The sequence below is a fragment of the Aquabacterium parvum genome (assembly GCF_001447195.1).
In the GTDB taxonomy this organism is placed as follows: domain Bacteria; phylum Pseudomonadota; class Gammaproteobacteria; order Burkholderiales; family Burkholderiaceae_C; genus Aquabacterium; species Aquabacterium parvum.
Window position 1 is genome coordinate 222,690 of record NZ_LFRI01000386.1, and the last position, 24,467, is coordinate 247,156.

The 24,467-nt window shown below is 67.5% G+C and carries 20 protein-coding genes; 10 read left to right on the top strand and 10 right to left on the bottom strand.

The window, feature by feature from the left end; translation table 11 throughout:
* Positions 1 to 50: 50 nt before the first annotated feature.
* Complete coding sequence (uvrA, locus tag ABG80_RS15155; RefSeq protein ID WP_058088456.1) at positions 51 to 5,936, bottom strand: excinuclease ABC subunit UvrA; 5,886 nt, start codon at positions 5,934 to 5,936, stop codon at positions 51 to 53.
* A gap of 224 nt (positions 5,937 to 6,160) precedes the next feature.
* Between uvrA and ABG80_RS15160 the strand changes: the two genes are divergently transcribed.
* Together ABG80_RS15160 and ABG80_RS15165 are read left to right on the top strand one after the other, a co-directional pair.
* Positions 6,161 to 8,086, top strand: a complete 1,926-nt coding sequence (locus tag ABG80_RS15160) for a methyl-accepting chemotaxis protein (protein WP_058088457.1) — start codon at positions 6,161 to 6,163, stop codon at positions 8,084 to 8,086.
* A 101-nt stretch (positions 8,087 to 8,187) separates the two neighbouring features.
* Positions 8,188 to 8,607, top strand: coding sequence for a hypothetical protein (locus tag ABG80_RS15165; RefSeq protein WP_058088458.1), 420 nt, complete (start codon positions 8,188 to 8,190; stop codon positions 8,605 to 8,607).
* 28 nt (positions 8,608 to 8,635) lie between these two features.
* Here the strand turns inward: ABG80_RS15165 and ABG80_RS15170 are convergent, their stop codons facing one another.
* The 3 genes from ABG80_RS15170 to ABG80_RS15180 all read right to left on the bottom strand — a co-directional run bounded on the left by ABG80_RS15170 (position 8,636) and on the right by ABG80_RS15180 (position 10,789).
* Positions 8,636 to 9,058: a universal stress protein gene (locus tag ABG80_RS15170; protein ID WP_058088459.1), complete on the bottom strand. Its 423-nt coding sequence runs from the start codon at positions 9,056 to 9,058 to the stop codon at positions 8,636 to 8,638.
* 38 nt (positions 9,059 to 9,096) lie between these two features.
* Entirely contained in the window at positions 9,097 to 9,996 is a 900-nt protein-coding gene (locus tag ABG80_RS15175; protein ID WP_058088649.1) for a metallophosphoesterase, read from the bottom strand.
* 73 nt (positions 9,997 to 10,069) lie between these two features.
* A complete protein-coding gene (locus ABG80_RS15180) occupies positions 10,070 to 10,789 on the bottom strand; it encodes a UPF0149 family protein (RefSeq protein ID WP_058088650.1) in 720 nt (239 codons plus the stop codon).
* Between the two features lie 123 nt (positions 10,790 to 10,912).
* Between ABG80_RS15180 and ABG80_RS15185 the strand changes: the two genes are divergently transcribed.
* Positions 10,913 to 11,356 (top strand): cupin domain-containing protein, encoded by a 444-nt coding sequence (locus ABG80_RS15185; protein ID WP_058088460.1) that lies wholly within the window; start codon positions 10,913 to 10,915, stop codon positions 11,354 to 11,356.
* A gap of 16 nt (positions 11,357 to 11,372) precedes the next feature.
* Here the strand turns inward: ABG80_RS15185 and ABG80_RS15190 are convergent, their stop codons facing one another.
* Positions 11,373 to 12,044, bottom strand: a complete 672-nt coding sequence (locus tag ABG80_RS15190) for a glutathione S-transferase family protein (protein ID WP_058088651.1) — start codon at positions 12,042 to 12,044, stop codon at positions 11,373 to 11,375.
* A gap of 241 nt (positions 12,045 to 12,285) precedes the next feature.
* Between ABG80_RS15190 and ABG80_RS15195 the strand changes: the two genes are divergently transcribed.
* Positions 12,286 to 13,536: a polyhydroxyalkanoate depolymerase gene (locus ABG80_RS15195; RefSeq protein WP_058088461.1), complete on the top strand. Its 1,251-nt coding sequence runs from the start codon at positions 12,286 to 12,288 to the stop codon at positions 13,534 to 13,536.
* 3 nt (positions 13,537 to 13,539) lie between these two features.
* Here ABG80_RS15195 and ABG80_RS15200 read toward each other — a convergent pair whose 3' ends face one another.
* The 5 genes from ABG80_RS15200 to ABG80_RS15220 all read right to left on the bottom strand — a co-directional run bounded on the left by ABG80_RS15200 (position 13,540) and on the right by ABG80_RS15220 (position 18,707).
* Entirely contained in the window at positions 13,540 to 14,103 is a 564-nt protein-coding gene (locus tag ABG80_RS15200; protein WP_058088462.1) for a hypothetical protein, read from the bottom strand.
* A 105-nt stretch (positions 14,104 to 14,208) separates the two neighbouring features.
* Complete coding sequence (locus tag ABG80_RS15205; protein WP_058088463.1) at positions 14,209 to 16,104, bottom strand: propionate--CoA ligase; 1,896 nt, start codon at positions 16,102 to 16,104, stop codon at positions 14,209 to 14,211.
* A 127-nt stretch (positions 16,105 to 16,231) separates the two neighbouring features.
* Positions 16,232 to 16,417, bottom strand: a complete 186-nt coding sequence (locus ABG80_RS15210) for a hypothetical protein (RefSeq protein ID WP_058088464.1) — start codon at positions 16,415 to 16,417, stop codon at positions 16,232 to 16,234.
* A gap of 8 nt (positions 16,418 to 16,425) precedes the next feature.
* On the bottom strand, positions 16,426 to 17,361 hold the full coding sequence (lpxC, locus tag ABG80_RS15215; protein ID WP_058088465.1) for a UDP-3-O-acyl-N-acetylglucosamine deacetylase: 936 nt from the start codon (positions 17,359 to 17,361) through the stop codon (positions 16,426 to 16,428).
* A 110-nt stretch (positions 17,362 to 17,471) separates the two neighbouring features.
* Positions 17,472 to 18,707, bottom strand: coding sequence for a class I SAM-dependent methyltransferase (locus tag ABG80_RS15220; RefSeq protein ID WP_058088466.1), 1,236 nt, complete (start codon positions 18,705 to 18,707; stop codon positions 17,472 to 17,474).
* 108 nt (positions 18,708 to 18,815) lie between these two features.
* Between ABG80_RS15220 and ABG80_RS15225 the strand changes: the two genes are divergently transcribed.
* The 6 genes from ABG80_RS15225 (at position 18,816) to glmU (ending at position 24,443) form a co-directional block, all read left to right on the top strand.
* On the top strand, positions 18,816 to 19,607 hold the full coding sequence (locus tag ABG80_RS15225; RefSeq protein ID WP_058088467.1) for an SDR family oxidoreductase: 792 nt from the start codon (positions 18,816 to 18,818) through the stop codon (positions 19,605 to 19,607).
* A 20-nt stretch (positions 19,608 to 19,627) separates the two neighbouring features.
* Positions 19,628 to 19,999: a dihydroneopterin aldolase gene (locus ABG80_RS15230; protein ID WP_058088468.1), complete on the top strand. Its 372-nt coding sequence runs from the start codon at positions 19,628 to 19,630 to the stop codon at positions 19,997 to 19,999.
* The gene (locus ABG80_RS15235) at positions 19,996 to 21,012 is read left to right on the top strand and encodes an AraC family transcriptional regulator (protein ID WP_160322562.1); all 1,017 of its coding nucleotides are present in this window, start codon (positions 19,996 to 19,998) and stop codon (positions 21,010 to 21,012) included. The genes ABG80_RS15230 and ABG80_RS15235 overlap by 4 nt, the downstream gene beginning before the upstream one ends.
* A gap of 144 nt (positions 21,013 to 21,156) precedes the next feature.
* On the top strand, positions 21,157 to 22,293 hold the full coding sequence (gene ttcA, locus ABG80_RS15240; RefSeq protein WP_083506146.1) for a tRNA 2-thiocytidine(32) synthetase TtcA: 1,137 nt from the start codon (positions 21,157 to 21,159) through the stop codon (positions 22,291 to 22,293).
* 34 nt (positions 22,294 to 22,327) lie between these two features.
* Complete coding sequence (locus tag ABG80_RS15245; protein ID WP_152987645.1) at positions 22,328 to 22,990, top strand: DUF4136 domain-containing protein; 663 nt, start codon at positions 22,328 to 22,330, stop codon at positions 22,988 to 22,990.
* Positions 22,991 to 23,048: 58 nt separating this feature from the next.
* A complete protein-coding gene (gene glmU, locus ABG80_RS15250; protein WP_058088471.1) occupies positions 23,049 to 24,443 on the top strand; it encodes a bifunctional UDP-N-acetylglucosamine diphosphorylase/glucosamine-1-phosphate N-acetyltransferase GlmU in 1,395 nt (464 codons plus the stop codon).
* Positions 24,444 to 24,467: the final 24 nt, after the last annotated feature.

Here is a 24,467-nt window from a genome sequence, read left to right on the forward strand (position 1 = left end):
TTGCTGGGCTGCGACCCCGCCGTATCAGCGGCCGACAGGAACGATTTGTTTCATCGTGTCAGCACGCCCTTCAAGGCCACGCCGGTGTGCGTGCCCTTTTCCACCAGCTTCTCGGGCGGGCCTTCGGCCACCACCTTGCCACCGCCCGAGCCGCCTTCCGGCCCCATGTCGATGACCCAGTCGGACTCGGCGATGAGGTCGAGGTCGTGCTCGATGACGACGACGCTGTGGCCACCATCGACCAGGCGGTGCAGCACGCGGATGAGCTTTTCGACGTCGGCCAGGTGCAGGCCCACGGTGGGCTCGTCGAGCACGTACAGCGTGTGCGGGGCCTTCTGGCCGCGGCGGGTGATGTCGTCGCGCACCTTGCTGAGTTCGGTCACCAGCTTGATGCGTTGCGCTTCACCACCCGACAGCGTCGGCGATGGCTGGCCGAGCGTGAGGTAGCCCAGGCCGACGTCCTGCAGCAGTTGCAGCGGGTGCGCGATGGAGGGCATGGAGCCGAAGAACTCGACGGCTTCGTCGATCTCCATCTTGAGCACGTCGCCGATGTGCTTGCCGCGCCAGGTGGCGGCCAGCGTCTCGCGGTTGAAGCGCATGCCGTTGCAGGCGTCGCAGTGCACCTTCACATCCGGCAGGAAGGCCATCTCGATGGTGCGGATGCCCTGGCCTTCGCACTCGGGGCAGCGGCCTTCGCCGGTGTTGAAGCTGAAGCGGCCTGCGCCCCAGCCGCGCGCACGGGCTTCAAGCGTGTCGGCGAACAGCTTGCGGATGGTGTCCCAAAAGCCGATGTAGGTGGCCGGGCACGAGCGCGGCGTCTTGCCGATGGGCGTCTGGTCGACTTCGAGCACGCGATCGACGGCGCCCCAGCCTTCGAGGCTTTCGCAGCCATGCCAACTGGGCGTGGTGTTGGCGCGTTCCTTGAACGGGATGGCCACGGCCGCCTGCACGTTGGCCAGCAGCACGTCGCGCGCCAGCGTGGACTTGCCCGAGCCCGACACGCCGGTCACGCCCACCAGCCTTTGCAGCGGCACCTTGACGTTGACGCCCTGCAGGTTGTGCAGCTTCGCGCCTTGCAATTGCAGCTGTGGCGTGTTCTTGTCCACCTTGCGTCGGCCAATGGGCTTGCCATCGTCGTCCACGCGCAGCGGGTGCTGCATGGGTGAGCGCAGGCAGCGGCCGGTGACCGATGCTTCGCTGGCCATCACGTCGGCCACCGTGCCTTCGGCCACCACGGTGCCACCGCGCACGCCGGCGCCGGGGCCGATGTCGATGACGTGCTCGGCGCGGCGGATGGTGTCCTCGTCGTGCTCGACCACCACCAGCGTGTTGCCCGACTGGCCCAGCGTGTGCAGGGCGTCGAGCAGCAGCTGGTTGTCGCGCGGGTGCAGGCCGATGGTGGGCTCGTCGAGCACGTAGCAAACGCCTTGCAGGTTGCTGCCGAGCTGCGCGGCCAGGCGGATGCGCTGGGCTTCACCGCCGGACAAGGTCGGCGCGGCGCGGTCCAGGCTGAGGTAGCCCAGGCCCACCTGTTCCATGAAGGCCAGGCGCGACTTGATCTCGCTGACGATGTCGCGCGCGATGGTGGCCTCGCGGCCGTCGAGCTTGAGCTTTTCGCTCCACTTGCGCGAGTCCTTCACCGACAGCGCCGACACATCGGCGATCGACTGGCCACGCATCTTCACGGCCCGTGCGACGGGGTTCAGGCGTGCGCCGTGGCAGGTGCCGCATTCGGCGTCTTCCACGTCTTCCACATCGGGCTCGGCGAAGGTTTGTTCGCGCCCCTTGTTGTCGTCTTGTTGGGAGTCGTCGAGCACCTTGCGCTGCTCGCGCGTGAGCGCCAGGCCCGTGCCCACGCAGTCGGGGCACCAGCCGTGTTTGCTGTTGTAGCTGAACAGGCGCGGGTCCAGCTCGGGGTAGCTGGTGCCGCAACTCGGGCAGGCACGCTCGGTGCTGAACACCTTCACGCGGCCCATGTGCAGGGTCGATTTGCCATTGGCCAGCGCATCGGCCAGGCCTTCCAGCCCGGTGATGAGGTGCACCACGCCCTTGCCGTGTTCCAGCGTCGAGGCGAGCAGTTCGCGCAGGCGGGCTTCGTTCTCAGGGGTCACGACCACGTCGCCCACGGGCAGCTCGATGGTGTGTTCGCGGTAGCGGTCGATCTTGGGGCCCTTGGCCGTGCCCCAACCCGCCACGGGCAGGAACTCGCCGTCCACGCGCAGGTGGTCGAAGCCGCGCGCCGAGGCCCACTTGGCCAGCTCGGTGTAGACGCCCTTGCGGTTGACCACCAGCGGCGCCATCAGGCCGATGTGCTGGCCGCGGTACTCGCGCAGCCACTGCGCGGCGATGGCCTCGGGCGTTTGCGGCAGCACTGGGATGGGGTGGCCATCGGCATCGACACAGGTGGTGCAGTGCTGGGTGCCCAGCTTGACGTAGAGCAGGCGCAGGAAGTGGTGCACCTCGGTGGTGGTGCCCACGGTGGACTTGCGACCGCCGCGCGACAGGCGCTGCTCGATGGCCACGGTGGGCGGGATGCCATACACCGCATCGACCTCGGGCCGACCAGCCGGTTGCACCAGCGAGCGCGCATACGCGTTGAGCGATTCGAGGTAGCGGCGCTGCCCTTCGTTGAAGAGGATGTCGAAGGCCAGCGTGGACTTGCCGGAGCCCGACACGCCGGTGATGACGTTGAACTTGCCGCGCGGGATGTTCACGCTCATGCCGCGCAGGTTGTTCTCGTGCGCGTTGACGACCTCGATGGCGTCGTGGCCCGGGGCCTTGGCGGCAGCGGCTCGGCGTTGATCACGTCGGGCCTTGATGAGCGCCTGGAGCGATCGACCGTCTTCCTCGGCCTTGACCACCGTGGCGGAGGTCGCTTCGTCGGCCAGGCCCAGCGCCTGCTCGTACTCCCGCAGGGCCAGGGCCGTGTGCGTGTGGCCAAGCTTGAGGTCTTCCGGTGCGCCTTGCGCCACGATCTGACCGCCGGCGTCACCGCCCTCGGGGCCGAGTTCGATCAGCCAGTCGCAGGCGCGGATGACGTCGAGGTTGTGCTCGATCAGGATGATGCTGTTGCCCGCGTCCAGCAGCTTGCCGAAGGCGCGCATCAGCTTGGCGATGTCGTCGAAGTGCAGGCCGGTGGTGGGCTCGTCGAACATGAACAGCGTGCCCTTGCGCGCGGTGCGCTGGCCGCTTTTGCTCAGTTGCGTGGCGGCCTCGACCAGGTGGCCGGCGAGCTTGAGACGCTGTGCTTCACCGCCTGACAGTGTCGGCACGGGCTGGCCCAGCTTGACGTAGTCCAGGCCCACGTCGGACAGCGGTTGCAGCGCGCGCACCACGTCCACGTCTTGCGCGAAGAGCCTGACGGCTTCGGCCACCGTGAGTTCGAGCACATCCGAGATGCTGAGCTTCTTGTTCAAGCGCTCGATCTGCACCTCGCGCACCTCGGCGCGGAAACGCGTGCCGTCGCAATCGGGGCAGCGCAGGTACACGTCGGAGAGGAACTGCATCTCGACGTGTTCGAAGCCCGAGCCACCGCAGGTCGGGCAGCGCCCGTTGCCCGCGTTGAAGCTGAAGGTGCCCGCCGTGTAGCCGCGTTCACGCGACAGCGGGGTGACGGCAAACAGCGTGCGCACCGCGTCGAAGGCGCCCACGTAGCTGGCCGGGTTCGAGCGTGCGGTCTTGCCAATGGGGGACTGGTCGACGAAGCTGACCGCGCTGAGCCAGTCGGCGCCGAGCAGGTCGTCGTGCTCGCCGGGGCTCTCGGTGGCCTCGCCGAAGTGGCGCAGCAGGGCGGGGTGCAGGATGTCCTGGATCAGGGTGGATTTACCCGAGCCACTGACGCCCGTCACGCCCACCAACCGCTGCAGGGGAAAGTCTACGTTCAGGTTCTTCAGGTTGTGTTGCCGCGCGCCCTGCAAGATCAGCTTGGGCGTGCTGTCCTGCACAGGACGGCGTTGTCCGATCCCGATGCGGCGGCGGGCACCCAGGTAGGCGCCGGTCAGTGTCTCGGCCTGCTTGAGGTCGTCGGGCGTACCATCGAAGACGATGCGCCCGCCTTGCGATCCGGGGCCTGGGCCCATGTCGATGACGCGGTCGGCGGCCAGCATGACGGCGGGGTCGTGCTCGACCACCACCAGCGTGTTGCCCGCGTCCACCAGGCGCTGCATGGCCAGGTTGATGCGGTCCATGTCGCGCGGGTGCAGGCCGATGGAGGGCTCATCGAGCACGAACAGCGTGTTGACCAGCGAGGTGCCCAGGGCCGTGGTCAGGTTGATGCGCTGCACCTCGCCGCCCGAGAGCGTGCGGCTCTGGCGGTCGAGCGTGAGGTAACCGAGGCCCACGTCGACCAGGTACTTCAGCCGCGTGCGGATTTCATCCAGCAGCAGCTGCAAGGCTTCCTGATCACCTTGTTTGGGCAGCGTGACGAAGCCGAAGAAACGCTGCAGCTGCGAGATGGGCAGCAGCATCAGGTCGTGCACGTTCAGGCCGGGCAGGGCACCGAAGGCCGCCGCGTCGAGCGCCACGCCCTTGGGCTTGAAGCGCTGCGCAGGCGGCAGCACCGCGTCGGCATCGGCCTGCGAGCCCAGGCGCCACAACAGCGACTCGGTCTGCAATCGAGCGCCTTCGCAATCGGGGCAGGGCGTGTAGCTGCGGTACTTGGACAAGAGCACGCGGATGTGCATCTTGTAGGCCTTGCTCTCGAGGTACTCGAAAAAGCGGCGGATGCCGTACCACTGCTTGTTCCAGTTGCCCTTCCAGTCGGGGTCGCCTTCGAGCACCCAGTGCTTCTGCTCGGCCGTGAGTTGCGACCAGGGCGTGTCGCGCGGGATGGCGGCGTCGCCCGCGTACTTGACGAGGTCGGCCTGGCACTCGGCCCAGGCGGGTGTTTGCAGCGGCTTGATGGCGCCACCGCGCAGCGTCTTCTTGGCGTCGGGGATGACCAGGCCCCAGTCCACGCCGATGACGCGGCCGAAGCCCCGGCAGGTGGGGCAGGCGCCCGCCGCCGAGTTGAACGAGAACATGCCCGGCGTGGGCGTGCTGTAGCGGCGGTGGCTTTCGGGGCAGTGCAGGCCGCTGGAGAAGCGCCAGAGCTCGGGCTCGCCTTCGTCGTTGCTGAGCGCGTAGACGGTGACATGGCCGTTGCCGCGCTTGAAGGCGACTTCGAGTGCTTCGATGACGCGCGGGCGGTCGAGGTCGGCGCCGCTGGCGTCTGCGCCCATGCGAAAGCGGTCGACGACGACGTCGAGCACCAGGCGCTCGTCCTCGGCCAGGGTGGTTTCAGAGCTGGCGGCTGACTTTTTCGTGGTCTTCTTGGCGGCGGCTTTCTTGGCGGACTTCTTGGCCACCGGGGCGGCGCCAGCAGCGGCCTCCACCTTCACCACCCGCTGCGCCTGGATGCGCGAGAAGCCGCTGGCCGACAGCCATTCCTCCATCTGCTCGGGCGAGGTGTTGGCCGGCAGCTCGGCGCCGAAGGTGACGACCACGCGGCGGCCGCCTTCCGTTTGTGCGCAGCGGCGCAGCAGCTCCTCGAACACCGACTGAGGCGTGTCCTCGCGCACCGGCAGGCCCGTGGACTGATCGAACAACTGGGCCGCACGCGCGAACAGCAGCTTGAGGTGGTCGTTGAGCTCGGTCATCGTGCCCACCGTTGAGCGCGACGTGCGCACCGGGTTGGTCTGGTCGATGGCGATCGCCGGGGGCACGCCTTCGACGCGGTCCACCGCCGGGCGGTCCATGCGGTCGAGGAACTGGCGGGCGTAGGCGCTGAAGGTCTCGACGTAGCGCCGCTGCCCCTCTGCATACAGGGTGTCGAACACCAGCGAGGACTTGCCCGAGCCGCTGGGGCCGGTGACCACGGTGAGCTCACCTGTGCGGATGTCCAGGTCAAGGTTCTTGAGGTTGTGCTGGCGGGCGCCGCGGATGCGGATGTCGGACATGCGGGTGGCCTTCGAAAGGGTGGGGCGCAAACATTCTAGGGACGGCTGACCGCCCTTTTTTTTGCTGCACCGAACAATTTGCGTTCAGTCGGTCTCAAGCGGGGCGCTTGGCTGCCGAAGAGAGGTGAGCACCATCCAAAGTCGGGTGGTGCGACGTCGTGGCGTCCGTGCGCACGCCAGCGGCCTCGGGGGACCGATCCCACCTGCGCACGGGAGTGCGAGCCATGTTCGGCTGGATCCATCACTTGCCCATCGGGCGCAAGTTCCTGGTTTTGTCCCTGGTGGCCCTGGTCATGGTGGCCGCCCCCACGCTGTCGGTGATCAGCACCTCCTGGGGCTTGTACCGTGCACTGGAGGACGAGCGGGCGGGCCTGCCGCCTGTGAAGTTGCTGCTCAAAATGGTGCGCCTGACGCAGGAGCACCGGGGCTTGAGCAACGCGGTGCTCAACGGTGAAGCCAGCAAATCAGCCGACCGCCAGGCCCGTCAGCAGGCCATCGACCAGGTCTTTGCAGAGCTCGAGCAGCTCTACACCGAGCTGCCGCGCGAGGCCCTGCAGCCCGAACTCAAAGCCATGAAGGCGGCCTGGCAAGACGTTGCCAGCCGGGTCAGCCAGGCGGGCATCGCGCCGCCCGACAGCCTCAAGGCGCACACCGCCCTCGTCAACCGCATGCTTTACTTGCTGGAAGACGAAACCGGTGCCAGCGGCATGGCCCTGGACGCCGACATGGCCTGCTACTACCTGATCACCGCAGCCTTCCGCGACCTGCCCCGCCTCTCCGAGAAGATGGGCCTGGCGCGCGCCCGAGGCACCGGCATGCTGGTCAAGCGCAGCGCCGACCCGGACGAGCGCAGCAAGCTTGCCACCTTGGTCGACGCTTCGCGCACGCACTTCGACGACCTGGAGCGCTCCCTGGCCAAGGCCCGTGCGGCCAACCCCAGCGTCGAGCGGGTGCTGGCCGGCTCCGTTGAAAAAGCCGTGGCCGCTCATGGCCGAATGCAGGCGCTGGCGCTGTCCGTGGTCAAAGGCGCCGACACGCACGAGATGACCGGGCCGCAGTACTTCGACGCCACCACGCAGGCCATCCTGCCCCAGTTCGCCTTGAGCGATGCCGTGGTTGACGAACTCGATGTCCTGCTGACCCAGCGGGCCGAGGCTCAGCGCAGCGAGATCATCGCGACCTTGCTGGTGGTCCTGCTGATGTCGGGTCTGGGCGGCATGCTGGCCGTGGCCATCACGCGCAACACGGCGCAAGGCATGCAAAACGTGGTGGATGCGGCCGAGGCCCTGTCTCGCGGCGACCTGACCCTGCGCGCCAGCTCGAGTCAACGCGATGAAATCGGCCAGGTTCAACGTGCCATCTCCCGCGCCGTGGCGCAACTGCGCGACACGATGGGCGGCATCCGTGCCGCCAGCGAGTCGGTGGCCACCGCGTCGAGCCAGATCGAACAAGGCAACCTGGACCTGAGTTCGCGCACCGAGACGCAGGCCTCATCGCTGCAGCAGACGGCCTCCTCGATGGAAGAAATGTCTGCCACGGTGCGGCACAACGCCGACACGGCGCTGGAGGCCAATCGCCTGTCGTCCCAGGTCGCGGGCGGCGCCGCCGAGAGTGGGCGCAACTTCGCGCAGGTGCGCCAGAAGATGGAAGCCATCAAACAGACCAGTGCGCGCATCGCCGACATCAACTCGGTCATCGATGGCATCGCTTTTCAGACCAACATCCTGGCGCTGAACGCGGCGGTGGAAGCGGCCCGCGCGGGGGAGCAAGGTCGAGGCTTTGCGGTGGTGGCGGCCGAGGTGCGCTCGCTGGCTCAGCGCAGCGCCCAGGCCGCGCGTGAAATCAAGGCCTTGATCGCCGACAGCGTGGCACAGGTCGACGAGGGTTACGACCTGGCAGAAGCCACCGCCCGCTCCATCGACGAGGTCATCGTGCAGGTGCAGCGTGTCAGCCAGTTGATGGGCGAGGTGGCCTCGGGCAGCAGCGAGCAGAGCCAGGGCATTGCCCAGGTGAACCAGGCCGTCACCTTGCTGGACCAGGCCACGCAGCAAAACGCCGCGCTGGTCGAAGAGTCGAGCGCTGCAGCCAGCAGCTTGCGCGACCAGGCCGAGCGCCTGCAAGCGGCCGTCGGCACCTTCCGCCTGGCCTGAAACCCGGGGGGTGTGGCGGCCGGCGCACGCGGGCCGGCCCACAGCTGTGACAAGATCGGCGCTGTGCGTGCCGCCCCTGGCACCTTCAGCTTCGCCCCACCATGATCAAGCGCGTCCTTTTGCCCCTCGTCATCCTGATCGCCCTGGTGGCGGCCTATTTCTACGCCATGCTCAGCTGGAGCTACTCCACCGGCGACCGCGCGGGCTGGGTGCAAAAGATTTCGCACAAAGGTTGGCTGTGCAAGACCTGGGAAGGCGAGCTGGCCCTGGTCTCGATGCCTGGCGCACCGGTCGAGAAGTTCAACTTCACGGTGTTCGCAGACGATGTGGCTGCCGACATCAACCGCCACATGGGCAAACGCGTGTCCCTGCACTACGAGCAGAAGGTGGGCTTGCCCACCAGCTGCTTCGGTGAGACGCGTTACTACGTGACCAAGGTGATCCCGGTGGACGACATCTCCCTGTCGCCCGGGGTGGTGATCCAGCCGGCGCATCCCGCGTCGGCTGCGTCGGCCCCCTGAGCCGCCTTCCGGCGGCCAGGGCACACGCTCAGCGCACCAGCAGCACGGGCGCCTTGCTGCGCGCCAGCACCTGGTTGGTGACCGAGCCCATCACCAGGTTCATCAGGTTGCCGTGGCCGTGCGAGCCCATGACGATCAGGTCGTGCTTGCCCTTGTCGGCCAGCTTGGCGATGACGTCGGGGGCGTGGCCCGTCTTGGCCACGAAGTTGGTGGCCAGGTTGTGTTTGGCCACGAACTTGCGGATGGGCTTGAAGATGCCCTCGGCGGTGTCCTCGTAATAGGACTTGAGCTGGTCGGCCGGGAACATGGCCGCAGCGTGAGGCGGGATCATGGGCACCACGGTGAGCACGGTGTACTCGTGGTCGGCCTTGAGCCATTCGTCGTGCGTGACCAGCCAGGCCAGCATGCGCTTGGTGTAGGGGCTGCCGTCAACGGGGAGCAGGATCTTCATGGTTCGGTTCCTCGGGCGGTTGGTGTCAAAGCTTCAGTTTAGGCCGGTTGATGGCGCTGTTCTTGATCCAGCTCAGTTTTGCGACCAAGCGGCACCGTCACCACGTGACGTTCCACGAACCCCGTCTGCTCGCCCTTGCTGAAGTAGCCGCGCGGGTTGGCCACGATGCGGCAGGCCCAGTCGCGGCCGGTGGCGGCGTCGGGGCCGGTGCGGCCGCGCACGGTGTGGTCCACCGGGCAGTGCAGGTGGCCGTGGACCCAGAGGTCTGCGTGCGGCAGCAGGTCGTCGAGCCCATTGCAGAAACCCGCCGTGCCCGGCACCAGGCCGTAGCGTGGGTCGGCGCTGTGCAGCGTGGGCGCGAAGTGGGTGACGACCACGGTGGCACCGTCGTGCGGCTGGGCCAGGGCTTCGCGCAGCCATTGCTGGCAGCTCAGGCCTTCTTCGCGCAGGTCTTCGGCCAGCATGGGTTGGTCGTTGCGCCGGGTGGTGTTCTTGCGCAGGTAGAAGTTGGCCGCGCGAAAGGCCTTCGACAGCGCCTGCTGGCGCTTGGTCTCGGTGCGCTCGGTGGCTGCCAGGGCCTCGAAATCGGACCACAAGGTGGTGCCCAGGAAGCGCACACCGTCGATCTCCACCACCTCGCGGTCCAGCCAGGTGATGCCCAGGTCTGCGCAGAGTGCGCGCAGTCGCTCGCGAGTGGGGCCCAGCTCCAGGCCGTCGTACTCGTGGTTGCCGGGCACGAAGAGCACGCGCCGCCAGGGCGCTCCGGGTGCCTTGGGTGAGAAGCGCGTGAGCGCGAAGTCTGCCGAAGGCAGCAGCGAGCCCGGCTGGTAGGAGCCGATGTCGCCGGCCAGCACCAGCACGTCGGCGTCGGGGGCCGCTTGCGGGGTGAAGTCGGGGTAGCGCTCCAGGTGCAGGTCGGAGGCGACCTGGATGCGCAAGGCAGGCGTGCAGGCCGAGGTGTCGGCGCTCATCGGCGGGCGAGGGGGCTTGGGGGCCGGGTGCTCGGCGCGCTCAGTTGGCGCCGTGGCACTGCTTGTACTTGCGACCGCTGCCACAGGGGCAGGGGTCGTTGCGACCGACCTTGGGGCCGTCGCGCACCACGGTCTCGACCTTGTGGCGTTGCTCGATGCCGATCTGGGCCAGGTCGACGATGTCGAACACCAGGGCTTCGATGGCCTCGTCCAGGTTCTTGAGCGGGTGGTCTTCGTTCAGGGCTTTGGTGATGGCCTGCTGGGCCTCGTCTTGCTCGGGCAGGTGGCGCCAGATGGAGTCGAGCAGGTCGGGCACGCCGGGCAGGGCGGCTTCTTCGAGCTGCGGGAAGTTGGCCAGCGCCCACTCGAAGCCGGCGGCCCAGTAACCCAGGCCTTCGAAGGCGGCTTCGCCCTTGGCCGGTTGGCCGTCTTCTTCTTCGATCATGGGGATGATCGGGTCGAACCAGCCTTCTTCGAGGATGCCGCGCAGGATCTCGTCCTTGCGGCGCGTGATCAGCGTCACCAGGCGGGTGTGCTGTTTCTCGCTCCAGCCCTCGATGCCGGGCTCGGGCATGCCTTCGGTGCCGAAAACGGGCGAGAGCCACTGCTCGGGCTCGAGCTGCACGGGTTGCACCAGCACGCCGGCCAGGTAGCCGTCGAGGATGACCGCGTCAACGGTCTCGTAAGGGGCGGGCACAGCGGCCAGCAGCTCGTCGAGTTCGTTGATCTCGGAGTCGGTCAGGGGGGGCGTGGTCTTCATGGTGGCGTCGCGGTCGTGCACTCGAAAGTCGCATTGTGCCGGGAATGTGTGCCGGGAACGAAACCTGCGTGGCGCCCGGTGTCATGGGCTGGGCGCCATGAGGGCGCAGAAAGGGACTCGATCATGCTGGACACCTCCACCAAGTTCGCCCACACCAGGGCGGAAGACGCCGAGTGGCGCGGCGACGGGCTGCGAGACTTCTTCCTCTACAAGGACCTGGGCATCTCGGCGGCCACCAACGGCAAGGTGGTTGCGCACCTTGTGAAGGCCCACCACGCGCCGGAAAAGGGCACGGGCTGGCACCGTCATGAGGCGGACTTTCACATCGTCATCATGACCAAGGGCTGGGCGAAGTTCATGTACGAGGACCAGGAGACCCTGGTCAAGGCCGGTGACTGCGTGCACCAGCGCCCCGGCGTGCGCCACTTCCTGTTCGACTACTCGCCGGACATGGAGTACCTGGAGATCGTCAGCCCGGCCGATTTCACGTCCATCGACGTGGAGCCGGTGTGCGCGGTGCCGGCGCCTTCGGGCTGCTGGCCGGAAGCGGCGGTTTCATCGCGCTGAGCCTGCGGCGGCGCGATCAGAACTCCACGTCGAGCTCGTCGATGTCGATGGGCTCGGCCTTGGCGTCGCGCAGCCACTCCTTCATCTCGGGCTGGCCGAGCATGAGGTCTCGGTAGGCCGCGCAGACCTTGTCGAGCGGCACGTCGTAGGTGGCAAAGCGCGTGCACACGGGCGCGTACATGGCATCTGCCACGGTGCGGTGCGGGCCGAACAGGTAGGGGCCGCCGTAGGTGCTCAGGCATTCGCGCCAGATGTCGCAGATGCGGTCGATGTCGGCTTGCGCACGAGACCACACCTTGAACTTGGGGAAGTGGGCGCGCAGGTTCATGGGCAGTGAAGAGCGCAGGGCCGAGAAGCCCGAGTGCATCTCGCCGCTGATGGCGCGGCAGTGTGCGCGCGCGGCGCGGTCGGCCGGCAGCAGTCGCGCATCGGGGCACACCTCGTTGAGGTATTCGGCGATCGCCAGGGTGTCCCAGACGTGCGTTCCCGCGTGCACCAGGCTGGGCACGCGGATGGACGAGGCCAGCAGCAGGATCTCCGCGCGGGTGCTGGGGTCGTCGGGGGGCAGCACCTTTTCGTCAAAGGGCAGGCCTGAGAAGCGGGCCAGCAGCCATCCCCGCAATGACCAAGAAGAGTAGTTCTTGCTGGTGATGGTCAGCTCGGCGGTGGCGGCGGGTGCCGTTTTCATGGCCTTGGGCGCAGGGCTCTTCTTGGCGGCGGCCTTCTTGGCCGCAGAAGGGCGTGCGGGGGCCTGGGCTGTGGGGGCCATGGTGTCTCCTCATCGTGTGGTGGTGAACGCGAGCAAAGCGCATGCCACCCGGGGCTGTTGGCCGCTTTTGGTGTCTCAAACGCCGGTTGTGGACGGCGGTAGCCGCCGGGGTGGCTCGCAACTTGCTGAGTCACCTTCACCTGAACCAGCCGAGCACCACATGCTGTATGCCGCCTACGAAACCCAACACGCGATGCTTGGTCCCTGGCGTGCGGCAGCGCGTGGGCTGTCCGACTGGTTGCACCACGTGCTGCCCGACGGTCCGGCCGAATCGACCGCCCACGAGCTGATGTCCGGTGGTGCCATCGCGCGCAGCGTGGCCGCCGCCAGCGACGTGTTCGCCCGCCTGGGCCTGACCCACCACCGCCCGTCTTTCGGCATCGGCCCGGTTGAAAGCCTGGGCGTGGCCTACGACATCACCGAAGAGGCCGTGATGCGCACGCCCTTCGCCACCTTGCTGCGTTTTCGCAAGGAGGGCGCGCCCGAGCAGCCCCGCGTGCTGCTGGTGGCGCCCATGTCCGGCCACTTCGCCACGCTGCTGCGCGACACCGTGCGCACCCTGCTGCAGGACCACGACGTCTACATCACCGACTGGCACAACGCACGCGACGTGCCTTTGAAGCACGGGGTCTTTGGCCTGGACGACTACACCGAGCACCTCATCCGCTTCCTTGACCGCATGGGGCCGGGTTCGCACCTGATGGGCATCTGCCAGCCCTGCGTGGCCGCGCTGGCCGCCACCGCGCTGATGTCGCAGGACGGTCACCCGGCGCAGCCGCGCAGCCTGACGCTGATGGCTGGCCCCATCGATTGCCGCGTCAACCCGACCACGGTGAACGACCTGGCCACGAGCAAACCGCTGAGCTGGTTCGAAGAGAACCTGGTTCACACCGTGCCTTGGCACCTCAAGGGCGCGGGGCGCAAGGTCTACCCTGGCTTTGTGCAGCTCATGGCTTTCATGAGCATGAACCAGGACCGCCACCGTGGCGCCTTTGAAGAGCTCTACAAGCGCCTGGCGCAAGGCCTGCGCACCGAGGCCCTGCCCACGCAGACCTTCTACGAAGAGTACTTCGCCGTGGCCGACCTGCCGGCCGAGTTCTACCTGGAAACCGTGGGCAAGGTTTTTCAGACCTACGACCTGCCGCGCGGCGAGCTGAGCTGGCGCGGCACGAAGGTGGAGCCGCAGGCCATCCGCCGCACGGCGCTGCTCACCGTCGAGGGCGAGCGCGACGACATCTGCTCGGTGGGCCAGACCGTGGCCGCGCAGGACCTGTGCAGCGCGGTGCGCCCGTACTGGCGCCAGCACCACGTGCAGACGGGCGTGGGCCACTACGGCGTGTTCAGCGGTCGGCGCTGGCAGCGCGAGATTTACCCGCGCGTGCGCGACCTGATCCACCAGACCTCGGTGTGAGCCTCAGGGCAGTTTGTACTGCAGCGTGGTGCTGATGACGATGCTCTCGGCAGGCGCCGAGACGCGCTGCAGCGCCAGCTGGCGGATGCGGATGCGGTGCGCGTTGGCGTCGATCTCGACGTTCGACGGACAGACTGGCACGGCGCCACCCATGGCCCCCAGGTCGAGGTCGATTTCGGGGGCCGCGTCGATCGCCTGCAGGTCGCTCAAGGCCCAGTTGGCGCTGTGGCAGCCGTAGGTCGTCGTGCCGGCGGAGTCCATGCCCGGGTAGAAGAAGACGGCGAATTTGCTGGGGTCGTCCACGCGGAACAAGACAAAGAAATCGAAATCGGCGTGCTCCGGGGTGAGGCCCTCGATCAGCTGGCCCGCCGTGGCGATGCGCGCGGGAGCGGCCGCCGCGTCGCTCATGTCCAAGGCATAGTTGCCGGCTGGCACCCGGGCAGTGCCCTGGTCCACGGTGAGCACATTGCTTCGTTCGCTGTCGTCACCGCCACCGCCGCATGCGTACAACAATGCGGACACGGTCAACAGGCCGCCAAGCAGCCAGCGCGTCGGGTGACGGCTCATCTGGAACTCCCTTTTCGAATCTTGTTCGCGAAACAGGCGGGACTGTAAAACGCAACAAGTGTTTCAAGAAGGGGTCAGATGGCTGACTCCACGTGAACCAGGGGGTCAGCGCTGGACGGCTTCGAGCAGGGCCTGGATGGCGGCCGGGTCCTCGATGGTGGTGAGGTCGCCCGTGGCGCGGCCCTCGCACACGGCCTGGATGGCACGGCGCAGCAGCTTGCCCGAGCGGGTCTTGGGCAGCACGTTCACGAAGTGCACGCGCGCGGGCCGGCCCACGGCGCCGATCTGCTGATCGACCGTCTGCATGACCTCGGCTTCCAGGGTTTGGCGGCCAGCCTCGTCGGCCACCCGGGCCTGGTCTCGGCAGACCACGAAGGCACGTGCCACCTGGCCCTTGAGCTCATCGGCCACGCCCACCACCGCCACCTCGGCGACGGCCGGGTGAGCGCTGACGGCCTCTTCGATCTCGCGTGTGCCCAGGCGGTGCCCGGCCACGTTGATGACGTCGTCGGTGCGCCCGAGGATGAAGTGGTAGCCGTCGGCGTCTCGGATGCCCCAGTCGAAGGTGTTGTAGACCTGCTGGTTGGCGAAGCTGCTCCAGTAGGTTTTGACGAAGCGCTGGTCGTCGCCCCACACGGTCTGCAGACAGCCGGGCGGCAAGGGGTAGCCGAGTGTGAGCACGCCCTTCTGGTCGGGCTGGGTGAGCACCTCGCCCGTTTGGTCGTCAAGCAGGCGCACGTCGTAGCCGGGCATGGCGAAACCAGGTGAGCCGAAGCGCGTCTGCAGCGACGGGTCGATGCCGCGCGGCACGCTCAGGATGGGCCAGCCCGTTTCGGTCTGCCAGTAGTTGTCGATGATGGGCTTGCCGATGGCGTCGCTGATCCACTTCGCCGTGGGCTCGTCCAGCGGCTCTCCGGCCAGGAACAGGTGCTTGAGGCTGGACAGGTCGTGGCGCTTGAGGCAGTCCGGGTCCTGCTTCTTGAGCACGCGCACGGCCGTGGGCGCCGAGAACATGACGCTGACCTGGTGCTGCTCGACCAGCTTCCACCAGATGGCAGCGTCCGGGCGGATGGGCAGGCCCTCGTAGACGATGGTGCTCATGCCGGCCAGCAGCGGGCCGTAGACGATGTAGCTGTGGCCGACCACCCAACCGATGTCGCTGGTGCAGAAGAAGGTCTCGCCGGGCTTGCCGCAAAACAGCTGGTCCATGGACGCAGCCAGGGCCACGGCGTGGCCGCCGGTGTCACGCTGCACGCCTTTGGGCTTGCCTGTGGTGCCCGAGGTGTAGAGCGTGTAGCTGGGGTGGTTGGCGTCGACCCAGGTGCAGGGCACGACCTCGTCCATGACCTCCAGCCGCGCAGCCCGGTAGTCGATGTCGCGGTCCTTGACCATGCCGGCCGGGGCCAGGCCGCGGAGCACCATCACCACCTTGTCGGCCTTGTGCCGGCTCAGGTGCAGGGCCTCATCGAGCAAAGGCTTGTAGGGGATGACCTTGCCGCCACGCGAGCCTGCATCGGCCGAGACGATGACCTTCGGGGTGGCGTCTTCGATGCGACTGGCCAGGGAGTGGGCCGCGAAACCGCCGAACACCACCGAATGGATGGCGCCCAGGCGCACCGTCGCCAGCATCGCGATGACCGCTTCCGCGATCATGGGCATGTAGATGAGCACGCGGTCGCCTTTGCCCACGCCTTGCTGGCGCAGCACGGCGGCCATGCGCTGCACCTCGACGTAGAGCTGGCCGTAGCTCAGCGTGCGCTCGGTGTTGGTTTCGCTGGAAATGGCGATCAGCGCGGGCTGGTCGGGGCGGTGTGGCACGTGCCGGTCGACGGCGTTGTGGCACAGGTTGAGTTGCCCTCCGACGAACCACCTCGCAAAAGGTGGGTGGCAGGTGTCGCAAACCTTGTGGAAGGGGCGGTGCCAGTCGATTCGCTGGGCCTGTTCACGCCAGTAGGCGTCGCGATCGTGCAAGGACCGTTGGTGCAGGTCTGCGTAGGTCATGGGGCGCGCTCGCAGGGTAAAAGCGGTTTTTATTTGGATTTGTGGACATGCTAGTGTCACGAATCCCCCCATGAACAGGGGGGATACCCCGCGTTCACACCCAGTGCGCCTCACCGGCATCGGCCGTTCAGATGAAAACCGCTGCGCGCCTGAGGATGATCAAACCGAAGAAGCACAGGCCGAGCACCACGCCCCATTTCAGGCACAGCATGGCGCGCTGTCGCCAGACGACCTGTTTGGTGACGGTGAAGACGGCCATGTTGAGCAAAAAGCCCAGGGCCAAGGCCACCGCCAGGAAACGAAAGAGCACCATGGCCGGCCTTACCAGGCCGGGGCCAGTTCGGCCATGCCGCGGGGTGCCTGCTTCTCGTCGGCGAAGCTGGTGATCTCGTAGGCGTCGGGCTGCTCGAGCAGGGCGCGCAGCAACTGGTTGTTGAGCGCGTGGCCCGAGCGGAAGGCCGTGTACGAGGCCAGCAGGGGGTGCCCAACCACGTACAGGTCGCCGATCGCGTCGAGGATCTTGTGCTTGACGAACTCGTCGTCGTAGCGAAGGCCATCGCTGTTGAGCACGCGGTAGCGATCGACCACGATGGCGTTGTCCATCGAGGCGCCCAGGCCCAGGCCGCGCGAGCGCATCATCTCGACGTCCTTGGTGAAGCCGAAGGTGCGGGCGCGGGCGATGTCCTGCTTGTACTTGCCGGAGCTGAAGTCGAACTCGACGCGCTGGCCGGTCTGGTCGACGGCGGGGTGGTCGAAGTCGATCTCGAAAGCGAGCTTGTAGCCGTGATAAGGCTCCAGGCGAGCCCATTTCAGGTTGCGGCCTTCGCCTTCGCGCACCTCGACGGGCTTGAGCACGCGCACGAACTTCTTGGGCGCCTTCTGCAGTTCGATGCCGGCGCTTTGCAGCAGGTACACGAAAGCAGCCGATGAGCCGTCGAGGATGGGCACCTCTTCGGCGGTGATGTCGATGTAGACGTTGTCCAGGCCCAGTCCGGCGCAGGCCGACATCAGGTGCTCGATGGTGTTGACCTTGGGCGCGCCAGGGTCACCGCCGGGCGAGATGGTGGTGGCCATGCGGCAGTCGCACACCGACTCGGCCTTGACGGGGATGTCCACCGGCTGGGCCAGGTCCACCCGCCGAAAGACGATGCCGGTGTCGGGCGCTGCGGGGCGCAGCGTCAATTCGACGCGCTGGCCGCTGTGCAGGCCGACGCCGACGGCGCGGGTCAGGGACTTGAGGGTGCGTTGTTGCAGCATGGGGCTGGATTATCGCTGCGATGCAGCAAATGTGCACACCCCGTCCGCCTATCCCGCCGATTGAAAAACGCCATTGCGCCAGCCCCGGGGCGCAGCGAGCTCAGATGGGTTCAAAGCGTGTGCGTGCGATCGCCGTGCTGAAAGCCGATGGCGTCGAACCACGGGCCTTTGACGAAGCCGATGACCTTGAAGAGCTCGCCCATTTCGTGCTCGGCCACCAGCATCTGCAGGGCGGCACGGGCCTTGACCTCGGCCGCTGTCGACGCCTGGCCGCAGCGCGCCATGGCTTCGCCCAGGCCGCAGTTGGTCAAAAAGCGCCCCTGGCTGGTGTAGCCCAGCACCTCCCAACCCGTCTCCTGACCCGCCAGCGCGATGCCGGTGAAGTTCACGTGCGTGGTGATGTCCTTGTCGCCGACCATGGCCAGCGGATCCGGGTCGGCGGTGTGCGCGTGGTGGCACATCAGGGTGCCGCCACGTCGGTCGGGCAGGTAGTACTCGCGCTCGGGGAAGCCGTAGTCCAGGAAAAAGGCCGCGCCTTGGGTCATGCGTTGGGCCAGGGTGGTCACGAAGGCTTCGGCCTGGCCGTGGGTCTCGGTGACGGTGCCGGGGGCGTAGGCGGCATCGGGGTGTTCGGTGGGGGGGCGCACGCCTTCCGGGGCTGGGCGGTCGGCCCAGCACAGGGTGGGCTGCGTCGGGGCGCTTGGGGTGCCGAGCACGTCTTGGGTGGGGGGCAACTCGGCCAGCGACACGCCGCGCTCCAGCCAGCGCTGGCCGTCCCAGCTCAGCAGTTGCACAGGCATGGCATCGAGCACCTCGTTGCCGATGACCACGCCGCTCAACTCGTCGGGCAGGCTGTCGGCCCAGATGACTTTGTTGACCAGTTCGGGGTGTGCCTTGAGCAAGCGCTGGTGCTGGCGCTCGCGCAGCGCGCCAGACAGGTCGACGATGACGTAGCGGTCGATCTGGTCGCCGAGCTCGCCCAGCAGTTGCTCGGCCAGGGCCCCTGTGCCGGCGCCGAACTCCCAGATTTCGCGGGTGCCGGTCTCTTTCAGCGCCTGCGCCAGCTGGCGCGCCAGCACCTCGCCGAACAGGGGCGTGAGCTCGGGGGCGGTCACGAAGTCACTGCCGTCCTGAGGGCGGTGGCCCAGCACGCGCCGGCCACCACTGTAGTAGCCCAGGCCCGGCGCGTAGAGCGCCAGCTCCATGAAACGGTCAAAGCCCATCCAACCGCCTTGCGTCCGGATTTCGTCTCTGATCAGGTGCAGCAGGGGGGACGCGGGCAGGGGGGCGGCCACTACACTGGGCGCCTGTCGGCGAGCGTCGGGGCTGGACGTGGGGCGGTTCATGCCCTGATTGTAGGAAGGCGGCGGCCGTGTTCTGCTGTCGGACACCGCGCCCTCCACCCTCGCGCACCCACCGTTTCAGCCGTATCTGCCGTTCCAACGCGCCTTGCCATGACCTCATCCCCCGATTCGCCCGCCCATGCCGCCCAGACAGGCCGCGTTGTGCTCGTCACGGGGGCGGCCCGCCGCCTTGGCCGCGAGATCGCCCTGACCCTGGCCCGCCAGGGCTGGGACGTGGCCGTGCACTGCCGCATCTCGCGCGTCGAGGCCGTGGCCACCGTGGACGAGATCCGCGCCATGGGCCGTCGCGCCGAGGTGTTCACCGCCGACCTGTCCGACGAGCAGGCCACCCGCGAGCTGGTGCCGCGCATCACCTCGGCCCTCGGGCAGCTCGACGCCGTGGTCAACAGCGCCTCGACCTTCGAGTACGACCGCGCCGACTCCTTCACCTACGCCATGCTGGAAAAGCACCTGCGCGCCAACACCGCGCCGGCCATCGTGCTGGCTCAGGCGCTGGCGGCGCATGTGCGGTCGAGGCAGTGCGAAGGCGCCGTGGTCAACCTGCTTGACCAGAAGCTGTGGAACCCCAATCCCGATTTCCTGAGCTACACGCTCTCGAAGGCGGCGCTGGAATCGGCCACGCAACTGCTGACCCTGGCCCTGGCTCCCACCGTGCGCGTGGTCGGCGTGGCCCCGGGCCTGACGCTGACCAGCGAGTGGCTCCAAGGCGAGAAGTTCGAGCAGTTGCACCAGCTCTCGCCGCTGGGGCGCTCGTCCACGCCCGAAGACGTGGCCGCCACCGTGGCCTTCGCGCTGGCCAATCGCTCGATGACCGGTACCACGCTGCTGGTCGACGGGGGCCAGCACCTGCAGCGCTTCGAGCGCGATTTTTCGATGATGTGACGAGACGCGAAAGACCGGACATGTCCCTGACCAAAGGCAACCAGACCCTCACCCTCACCGGCCTGCGCTTCACAGCCAGCCTGGGCGTGCTCGACCACGAAATCGATTCGCCGCAACCCATCATGGTGGACGCCGAGCTCAACATGGGCAGCCAGCCCTTGCTGCCGCACGACGACGAGATCCTCAACGTGCTGGACTACCGCAAGGTGCGCCAGGCCATCATCGAGGAGTGCAACGCGGTGCACGTGAACCTGCTCGAGACCATGATCGGCAAGCTGTGCAACCGCCTGATGGACATGCCTGGCGTGCTGGGCGTGCGCGTGAAGATCGCCAAGCTGGAGATCTTCGACGACTGCGAGGTCGCCATCCGCATGGAGACCGGTCAGTGGTGACGCCGCTGGTCAGCCCGGGCTACGGGCTGGCCGTGCTCGAGAACCTCGAATCGCGCGGCATCGATCCGGTGCCCGTGTTCGGCCCCGACTGGGTGGCCCGCGTGCGCCAGCCAGGCGGCCAGATCCGCCTGACGCTCGACGAATGGCTGACGCTGCTGCGCCGTGCCACCGAGGCCTCGGGCGACGCATCCTTCGTGGTCAAGCTGGCGGGGCACATCCGCGGCCGCCACCTGGGCATGCTGGGATTCTTGCTGATGTCGTGCGAGTCGCTGGCCGAGGCGGCGCTGATTTTGCAGCGCTACGAGCGCCTGCACGACAACTTCAATGCGGCTGAATTCCACGTCGAGGGCGATCGCTTCAGCCTGACCTGGCGGCCGCTGGTCGAGCAGCCGCCGATGGAGTTGGTGCTGCTGTCGATGTCGCTGTGGGCGCACCATGCGCGCTGGCTGTCCGAGCGACCGGACCTGGTGGCCGACGTGCGCTTTGCCTTTCCGCGTCCAGCCTCGGCTGAACTGGTCGAGGCCTTGCGGCAGGCCTTCGGGGGTGAGGTGCTGTTCGACCAGCCGCTGCACCAGATGCATGGCGAGGCTCGCTTGTTGATGCTGCCGGTGGCTCAGCGCAACCGCGAAGTGCACGCCTCGCTGCGCCTGCAGGCAGACAGCGAACTCTCGCGCCTGTTGGGCGAAGAGCTCGGCTTCCTCACGCACCTGGAATGGGTGCTGGCGCAAGGCCTGACGCAGGGCCGTGTCACGCTGCAGCAAACGGCCGAGACGGTGAACCTGGCGCCGCGCACCCTGCAGGCCCGCCTTGAAGCACAAGGCCTGAGCTTTCGCGAAGTGCTCGATCGCGTCAGGCACCGCATGGCCGAGCACCACCTGGGCAACCTGGGGTTGCCATTGGCCACCGTGGCGGCCCGATTGGGGTTTGCCGACCAGAGCGCCTTCCAGCACGCCTTCAAGCGCTGGAGCGGCCAGTCGCCTGGGGAGTTCCGCAGAAGGTTGACGGGCGGCTGAAGCACAACCGAGCATGTCAACAGCTGGCCGGACAGGTCTCAGGCCCCCCTCGGCGGTCGTTTTTCACCCTGGCCCCACCCAAGCCCGGGTGCGCGGGACACGAACGCAAGACAAACCCGGTCGCATCGGCGAAAATGGAAGGTTATGAGTCAAGCCGCTTCTTCCGCCCTGCCGTCCTTCTTCAGCGATGCCCGCGATGTCACCGCGGGTGACGACACCCGCCGCGCCACGGACGCCCAGCTCTTTGCCCACGCCGCCCTGGCGGTCGAGGCCGCTGCGGGCCTGCCCGTGGCCGAAGCCACCGTGGCCGCCGCCGAGCGCGCCGAGCAATCGCAAGCCGAGGCCGCAGCCGACAAGGCCGCCAAGCGCCACGCCTTCGAGATGAACAAGCTCAGCAAGCGCCTGCACCGCGAGGTGGGCGAGGCCATCACCGACTTCAACATGATCGAAGACGGCGACAAAGTCATGGTGTGCATGTCCGGTGGCAAGGACAGCTACTCCTTGCTCGACATCCTGATGAACCTGCAAAAGCGCGCGCCCATCAACTTCGAGATCGTCGCCGTCAACCTTGACCAGAAGCAGCCCGGCTTTCCAGAGCACGTGCTGCCCGAGTACCTCACCAAAGTGGGCGTGCCCTTCCGAATCGAAGAGCAGGACACCTACAGCGTGGTCAAGCGCGTGGTGCCCGAAGGCAAGACCACTTGCTCGCTGTGCTCGCGCCTGCGTCGCGGCATCCTCTACCGCGTGGCCACCGAACTGGGCTGCACCAAGATCGCCCTGGGCCACCACCGCGACGACATCCTGCAGACCATGTTCATGAACATGTTTTTCGGCTCCAAGCTCAAGGGCATGCCGCCGAAGCTGGTGACCGACAACGGCGAACACGTGGTCATCCGCCCGCTGGCCTACTGCCGCGAGAAGGACCTCGCCAAATACGCCGAGCACCGCGAGTTCCCCATCATCCCGTGCAACCTGTGCGGCAGCCAGGAAGGCCTGCAGCGCCAGCAGATGCGCGAGATGATCAACGAGTGGGACGAGAAGTTCCCCGGCCGCGTCGACAACATGTTCACCGCGCTGGCCAACATCGTGCCCTCGCACATGATGGACAAGAACCTCTACCCCTTCACCACCATCAAGGCCACCGGCGCGCCGGTCAAGGGCGGCGACATCGCCTTCGACGAGGACGAAGACGAGTCTTGTGGCGACAAACCCGCAGGCAACGGCCTGCCCGGCGAAGCCAGCATCTCGCTGGCCAGCCTCAAGCTGCGCAAGGCGGACTGAGGTGCACGGCGGTCGCGCTCAACTGCCTGGTGCCATGTTGGGTCTCCATCACCTGGGCCGCCTTGGGCTGCTGGCCCTGTTGAGCCTGCTCGCTTTGCTGACTGGTTGCGCCGCCACCCACGTGGTCAGCCAGGTGTCTGCCTACGGCCCCTGGCCTGAGGCGAGCAAGCCTGGCGCTTACGCCTTCGAGCGCCTGCCCTCGCAAGCGGTGCAGGCCGCCGATCAGTCCCGACTGGAGTCCGCCGCCGAGCCAGCCTTGCTCAAGCGGGGCTTTCACCGCGTCGAGCAGCCTGAACTGGCCGACTACACGGTGCAGATCGACGCCAGCGTGCGCACCGAACCCCGCACCCGCTACGACCCGCTGTTGGCTCCTTATGGCATGCACCCTGGCCACCTCGGTCCCGCGCACCCCCATTTTTGGCGCCCAGGCGTGGGCGGCTGGTGGGGCAGCGGTGGATCGAGCCTGAGCTTCTCGCTGGCGCTGGAGCCGCCCTGGGTCACGCTGGAGTTGCGCCTGCTCATCCGCGACCGCCGCGACGGTCGGGTGTTGTACGAAACCCAGGCCGCCCACGATCGGGTGGGGGCACTCGACGAGTCGGTGCTGCCTTACGTCTTCGAAGCCGCGCTAGACGGCTTTCCGCAACCACCCAGGGGCCGGCGCGTCGTGACCGTGCCGCTGCCGGATGCCCGCCGCTGACCCCGCGCTGGCGCAGCACCCATCCCCCTTCAGCCTCATCCATTCAAGCAGGACCCCCATGTCGCTTTCCATCGTCATCATGGCCGCGGGCAAAGGCACCCGCATGAAGTCTGCGCGCCCGAAGGTGCTGCACAAACTGGCCGGCCGGCCCATGTTGGCTCATGTCATCGGCACCACGGCCACCCTGCAAGCGGCGCAGCAGATCGTCATCACGGGCCATGGCGCCGAGCTGGTCGAGCCGGCGATGAGCGCAGCCTTCCCGCAGGCCCCGCTGAGCTTCGTGCGCCAGGAGCCGCAACTGGGCACCGGCCACGCCGTGCAGCAGGCCGTGCCCGTGCTGCCCGACGAAGGCATCACCCTCATCCTCAATGGCGACACGCCGCTGATCCGGGCCAGCACCGCGCAGGCACTGGTCGATGCCTGTGCTGGCGGCAAGCTGGCCCTGCTGACCATCGAGCTCGCCGACCCCATCGGCTACGGCCGCATCGTGCGTGACGCCTCGGGCGAGCGCGTGCTGGCCATCGTCGAGCACAAGGACGCTTCGCCTGAACAGCGCGCCATCCGCGAGGTCTACACCGGCATGATGGCCGCGCCCACCGCGCACCTCAAGCGCTGGCTGGCTGGCCTGACCAACAACAACGCCCAAGGCGAGTACTACCTGACCGACGTCGTGGCCATGGCCCAGGCCGAGGGCGTGAGCGTGGTGGCAGCCCAGCCCCAGGACGAGGTCGAGGTGCTGGGTGTCAACAGCCCGGCGCAGCTGGCCGAGCTCGAGCGCCGTCATCAGCGTGCCCAGGCTGAGCGCCTGATGGAGCAGGGCGTGCGCCTGGCCGACCCGGCGCGTTTCGACCTGCGCGGCAGCCTGCAGGCAGGCCGCGACGTCGACATCGACGTCAACTGCGTCTTCGAGGGCAGCGTCACGCTCGGCGACGAGGTGCAGATCGGCGCCAACTGCTTCATCCGCAATGCGCGCATCGAAGCCGGCGCGGTCATCCACCCGTTCACTCACATCGATGGCGACAAGGACGGCGCCACCGTGGGCGCAGGCTCGCTGATCGGGCCCTTCGCCCGCCTGCGCCCTGGCGCCCAACTGGGCCCCGAGGTGCACATCGGCAACTTCGTCGAGGTCAAGAACAGCACGATGGCCAAGGGCGCCAAGGCCAACCACCTGGCCTACCTGGGCGACGCCACCGTGGGCGAGCGAGTGAACTATGGCGCCGGCGCCATCACCGCCAACTACGACGGCGCCAACAAGCACCGCACCGTCATCGAGGCCGACGTGCACGTGGGCTCGAACTGCGTGCTGATCGCACCCGTGACCCTGGGCGCGGGCGCCACGATCGGCGGCGGCAGCACCATCAGCAAGGACGCGCCTGCGGGCTCGCTGACCGTGGCGCGGGCCAAACAGGTGTCGCTGCCGGGCTGGCAGCGGCCACAAAAACAACGCCCTTGATTCCCTGAGGGGCAGGGCCGGGTC

Bases quoted from the DNA above. Each gene is read 5' to 3' on its own strand.
- uvrA (WP_058088456.1), bottom strand. From the start codon at position 5,936: ATGTCCGACATCCGCATCCGCGGCGCCCGCCAGCACAACCTCAAGAAC.
- ABG80_RS15160 (WP_058088457.1), top strand. From the start codon at position 6,161: ATGTTCGGCTGGATCCATCACTTGCCCATCGGGCGCAAGTTCCTGGTT.
- ABG80_RS15165 (WP_058088458.1), top strand. From the start codon at position 8,188: ATGATCAAGCGCGTCCTTTTGCCCCTCGTCATCCTGATCGCCCTGGTG.
- ABG80_RS15170 (WP_058088459.1), bottom strand. From the start codon at position 9,058: ATGAAGATCCTGCTCCCCGTTGACGGCAGCCCCTACACCAAGCGCATG.
- ABG80_RS15180 (WP_058088650.1), bottom strand. From the start codon at position 10,789: ATGAAGACCACGCCCCCCCTGACCGACTCCGAGATCAACGAACTCGAC.
- ABG80_RS15185 (WP_058088460.1), top strand. From the start codon at position 10,913: ATGCTGGACACCTCCACCAAGTTCGCCCACACCAGGGCGGAAGACGCC.
- ABG80_RS15190 (WP_058088651.1), bottom strand. From the start codon at position 12,044: ATGAAAACGGCACCCGCCGCCACCGCCGAGCTGACCATCACCAGCAAG.
- ABG80_RS15195 (WP_058088461.1), top strand. From the start codon at position 12,286: ATGCTGTATGCCGCCTACGAAACCCAACACGCGATGCTTGGTCCCTGG.
- ABG80_RS15200 (WP_058088462.1), bottom strand. From the start codon at position 14,103: ATGAGCCGTCACCCGACGCGCTGGCTGCTTGGCGGCCTGTTGACCGTG.
- ABG80_RS15205 (WP_058088463.1), bottom strand. From the start codon at position 16,104: ATGACCTACGCAGACCTGCACCAACGGTCCTTGCACGATCGCGACGCC.
- ABG80_RS15210 (WP_058088464.1), bottom strand. From the start codon at position 16,417: ATGGTGCTCTTTCGTTTCCTGGCGGTGGCCTTGGCCCTGGGCTTTTTG.
- lpxC (WP_058088465.1), bottom strand. From the start codon at position 17,361: ATGCTGCAACAACGCACCCTCAAGTCCCTGACCCGCGCCGTCGGCGTC.
- ABG80_RS15220 (WP_058088466.1), bottom strand. From the start codon at position 18,707: ATGAACCGCCCCACGTCCAGCCCCGACGCTCGCCGACAGGCGCCCAGT.
- ABG80_RS15225 (WP_058088467.1), top strand. From the start codon at position 18,816: ATGACCTCATCCCCCGATTCGCCCGCCCATGCCGCCCAGACAGGCCGC.
- ABG80_RS15230 (WP_058088468.1), top strand. From the start codon at position 19,628: ATGTCCCTGACCAAAGGCAACCAGACCCTCACCCTCACCGGCCTGCGC.
- ttcA (WP_083506146.1), top strand. From the start codon at position 21,157: ATGAGTCAAGCCGCTTCTTCCGCCCTGCCGTCCTTCTTCAGCGATGCC.
- ABG80_RS15245 (WP_152987645.1), top strand. From the start codon at position 22,328: ATGTTGGGTCTCCATCACCTGGGCCGCCTTGGGCTGCTGGCCCTGTTG.
- glmU (WP_058088471.1), top strand. From the start codon at position 23,049: ATGTCGCTTTCCATCGTCATCATGGCCGCGGGCAAAGGCACCCGCATG.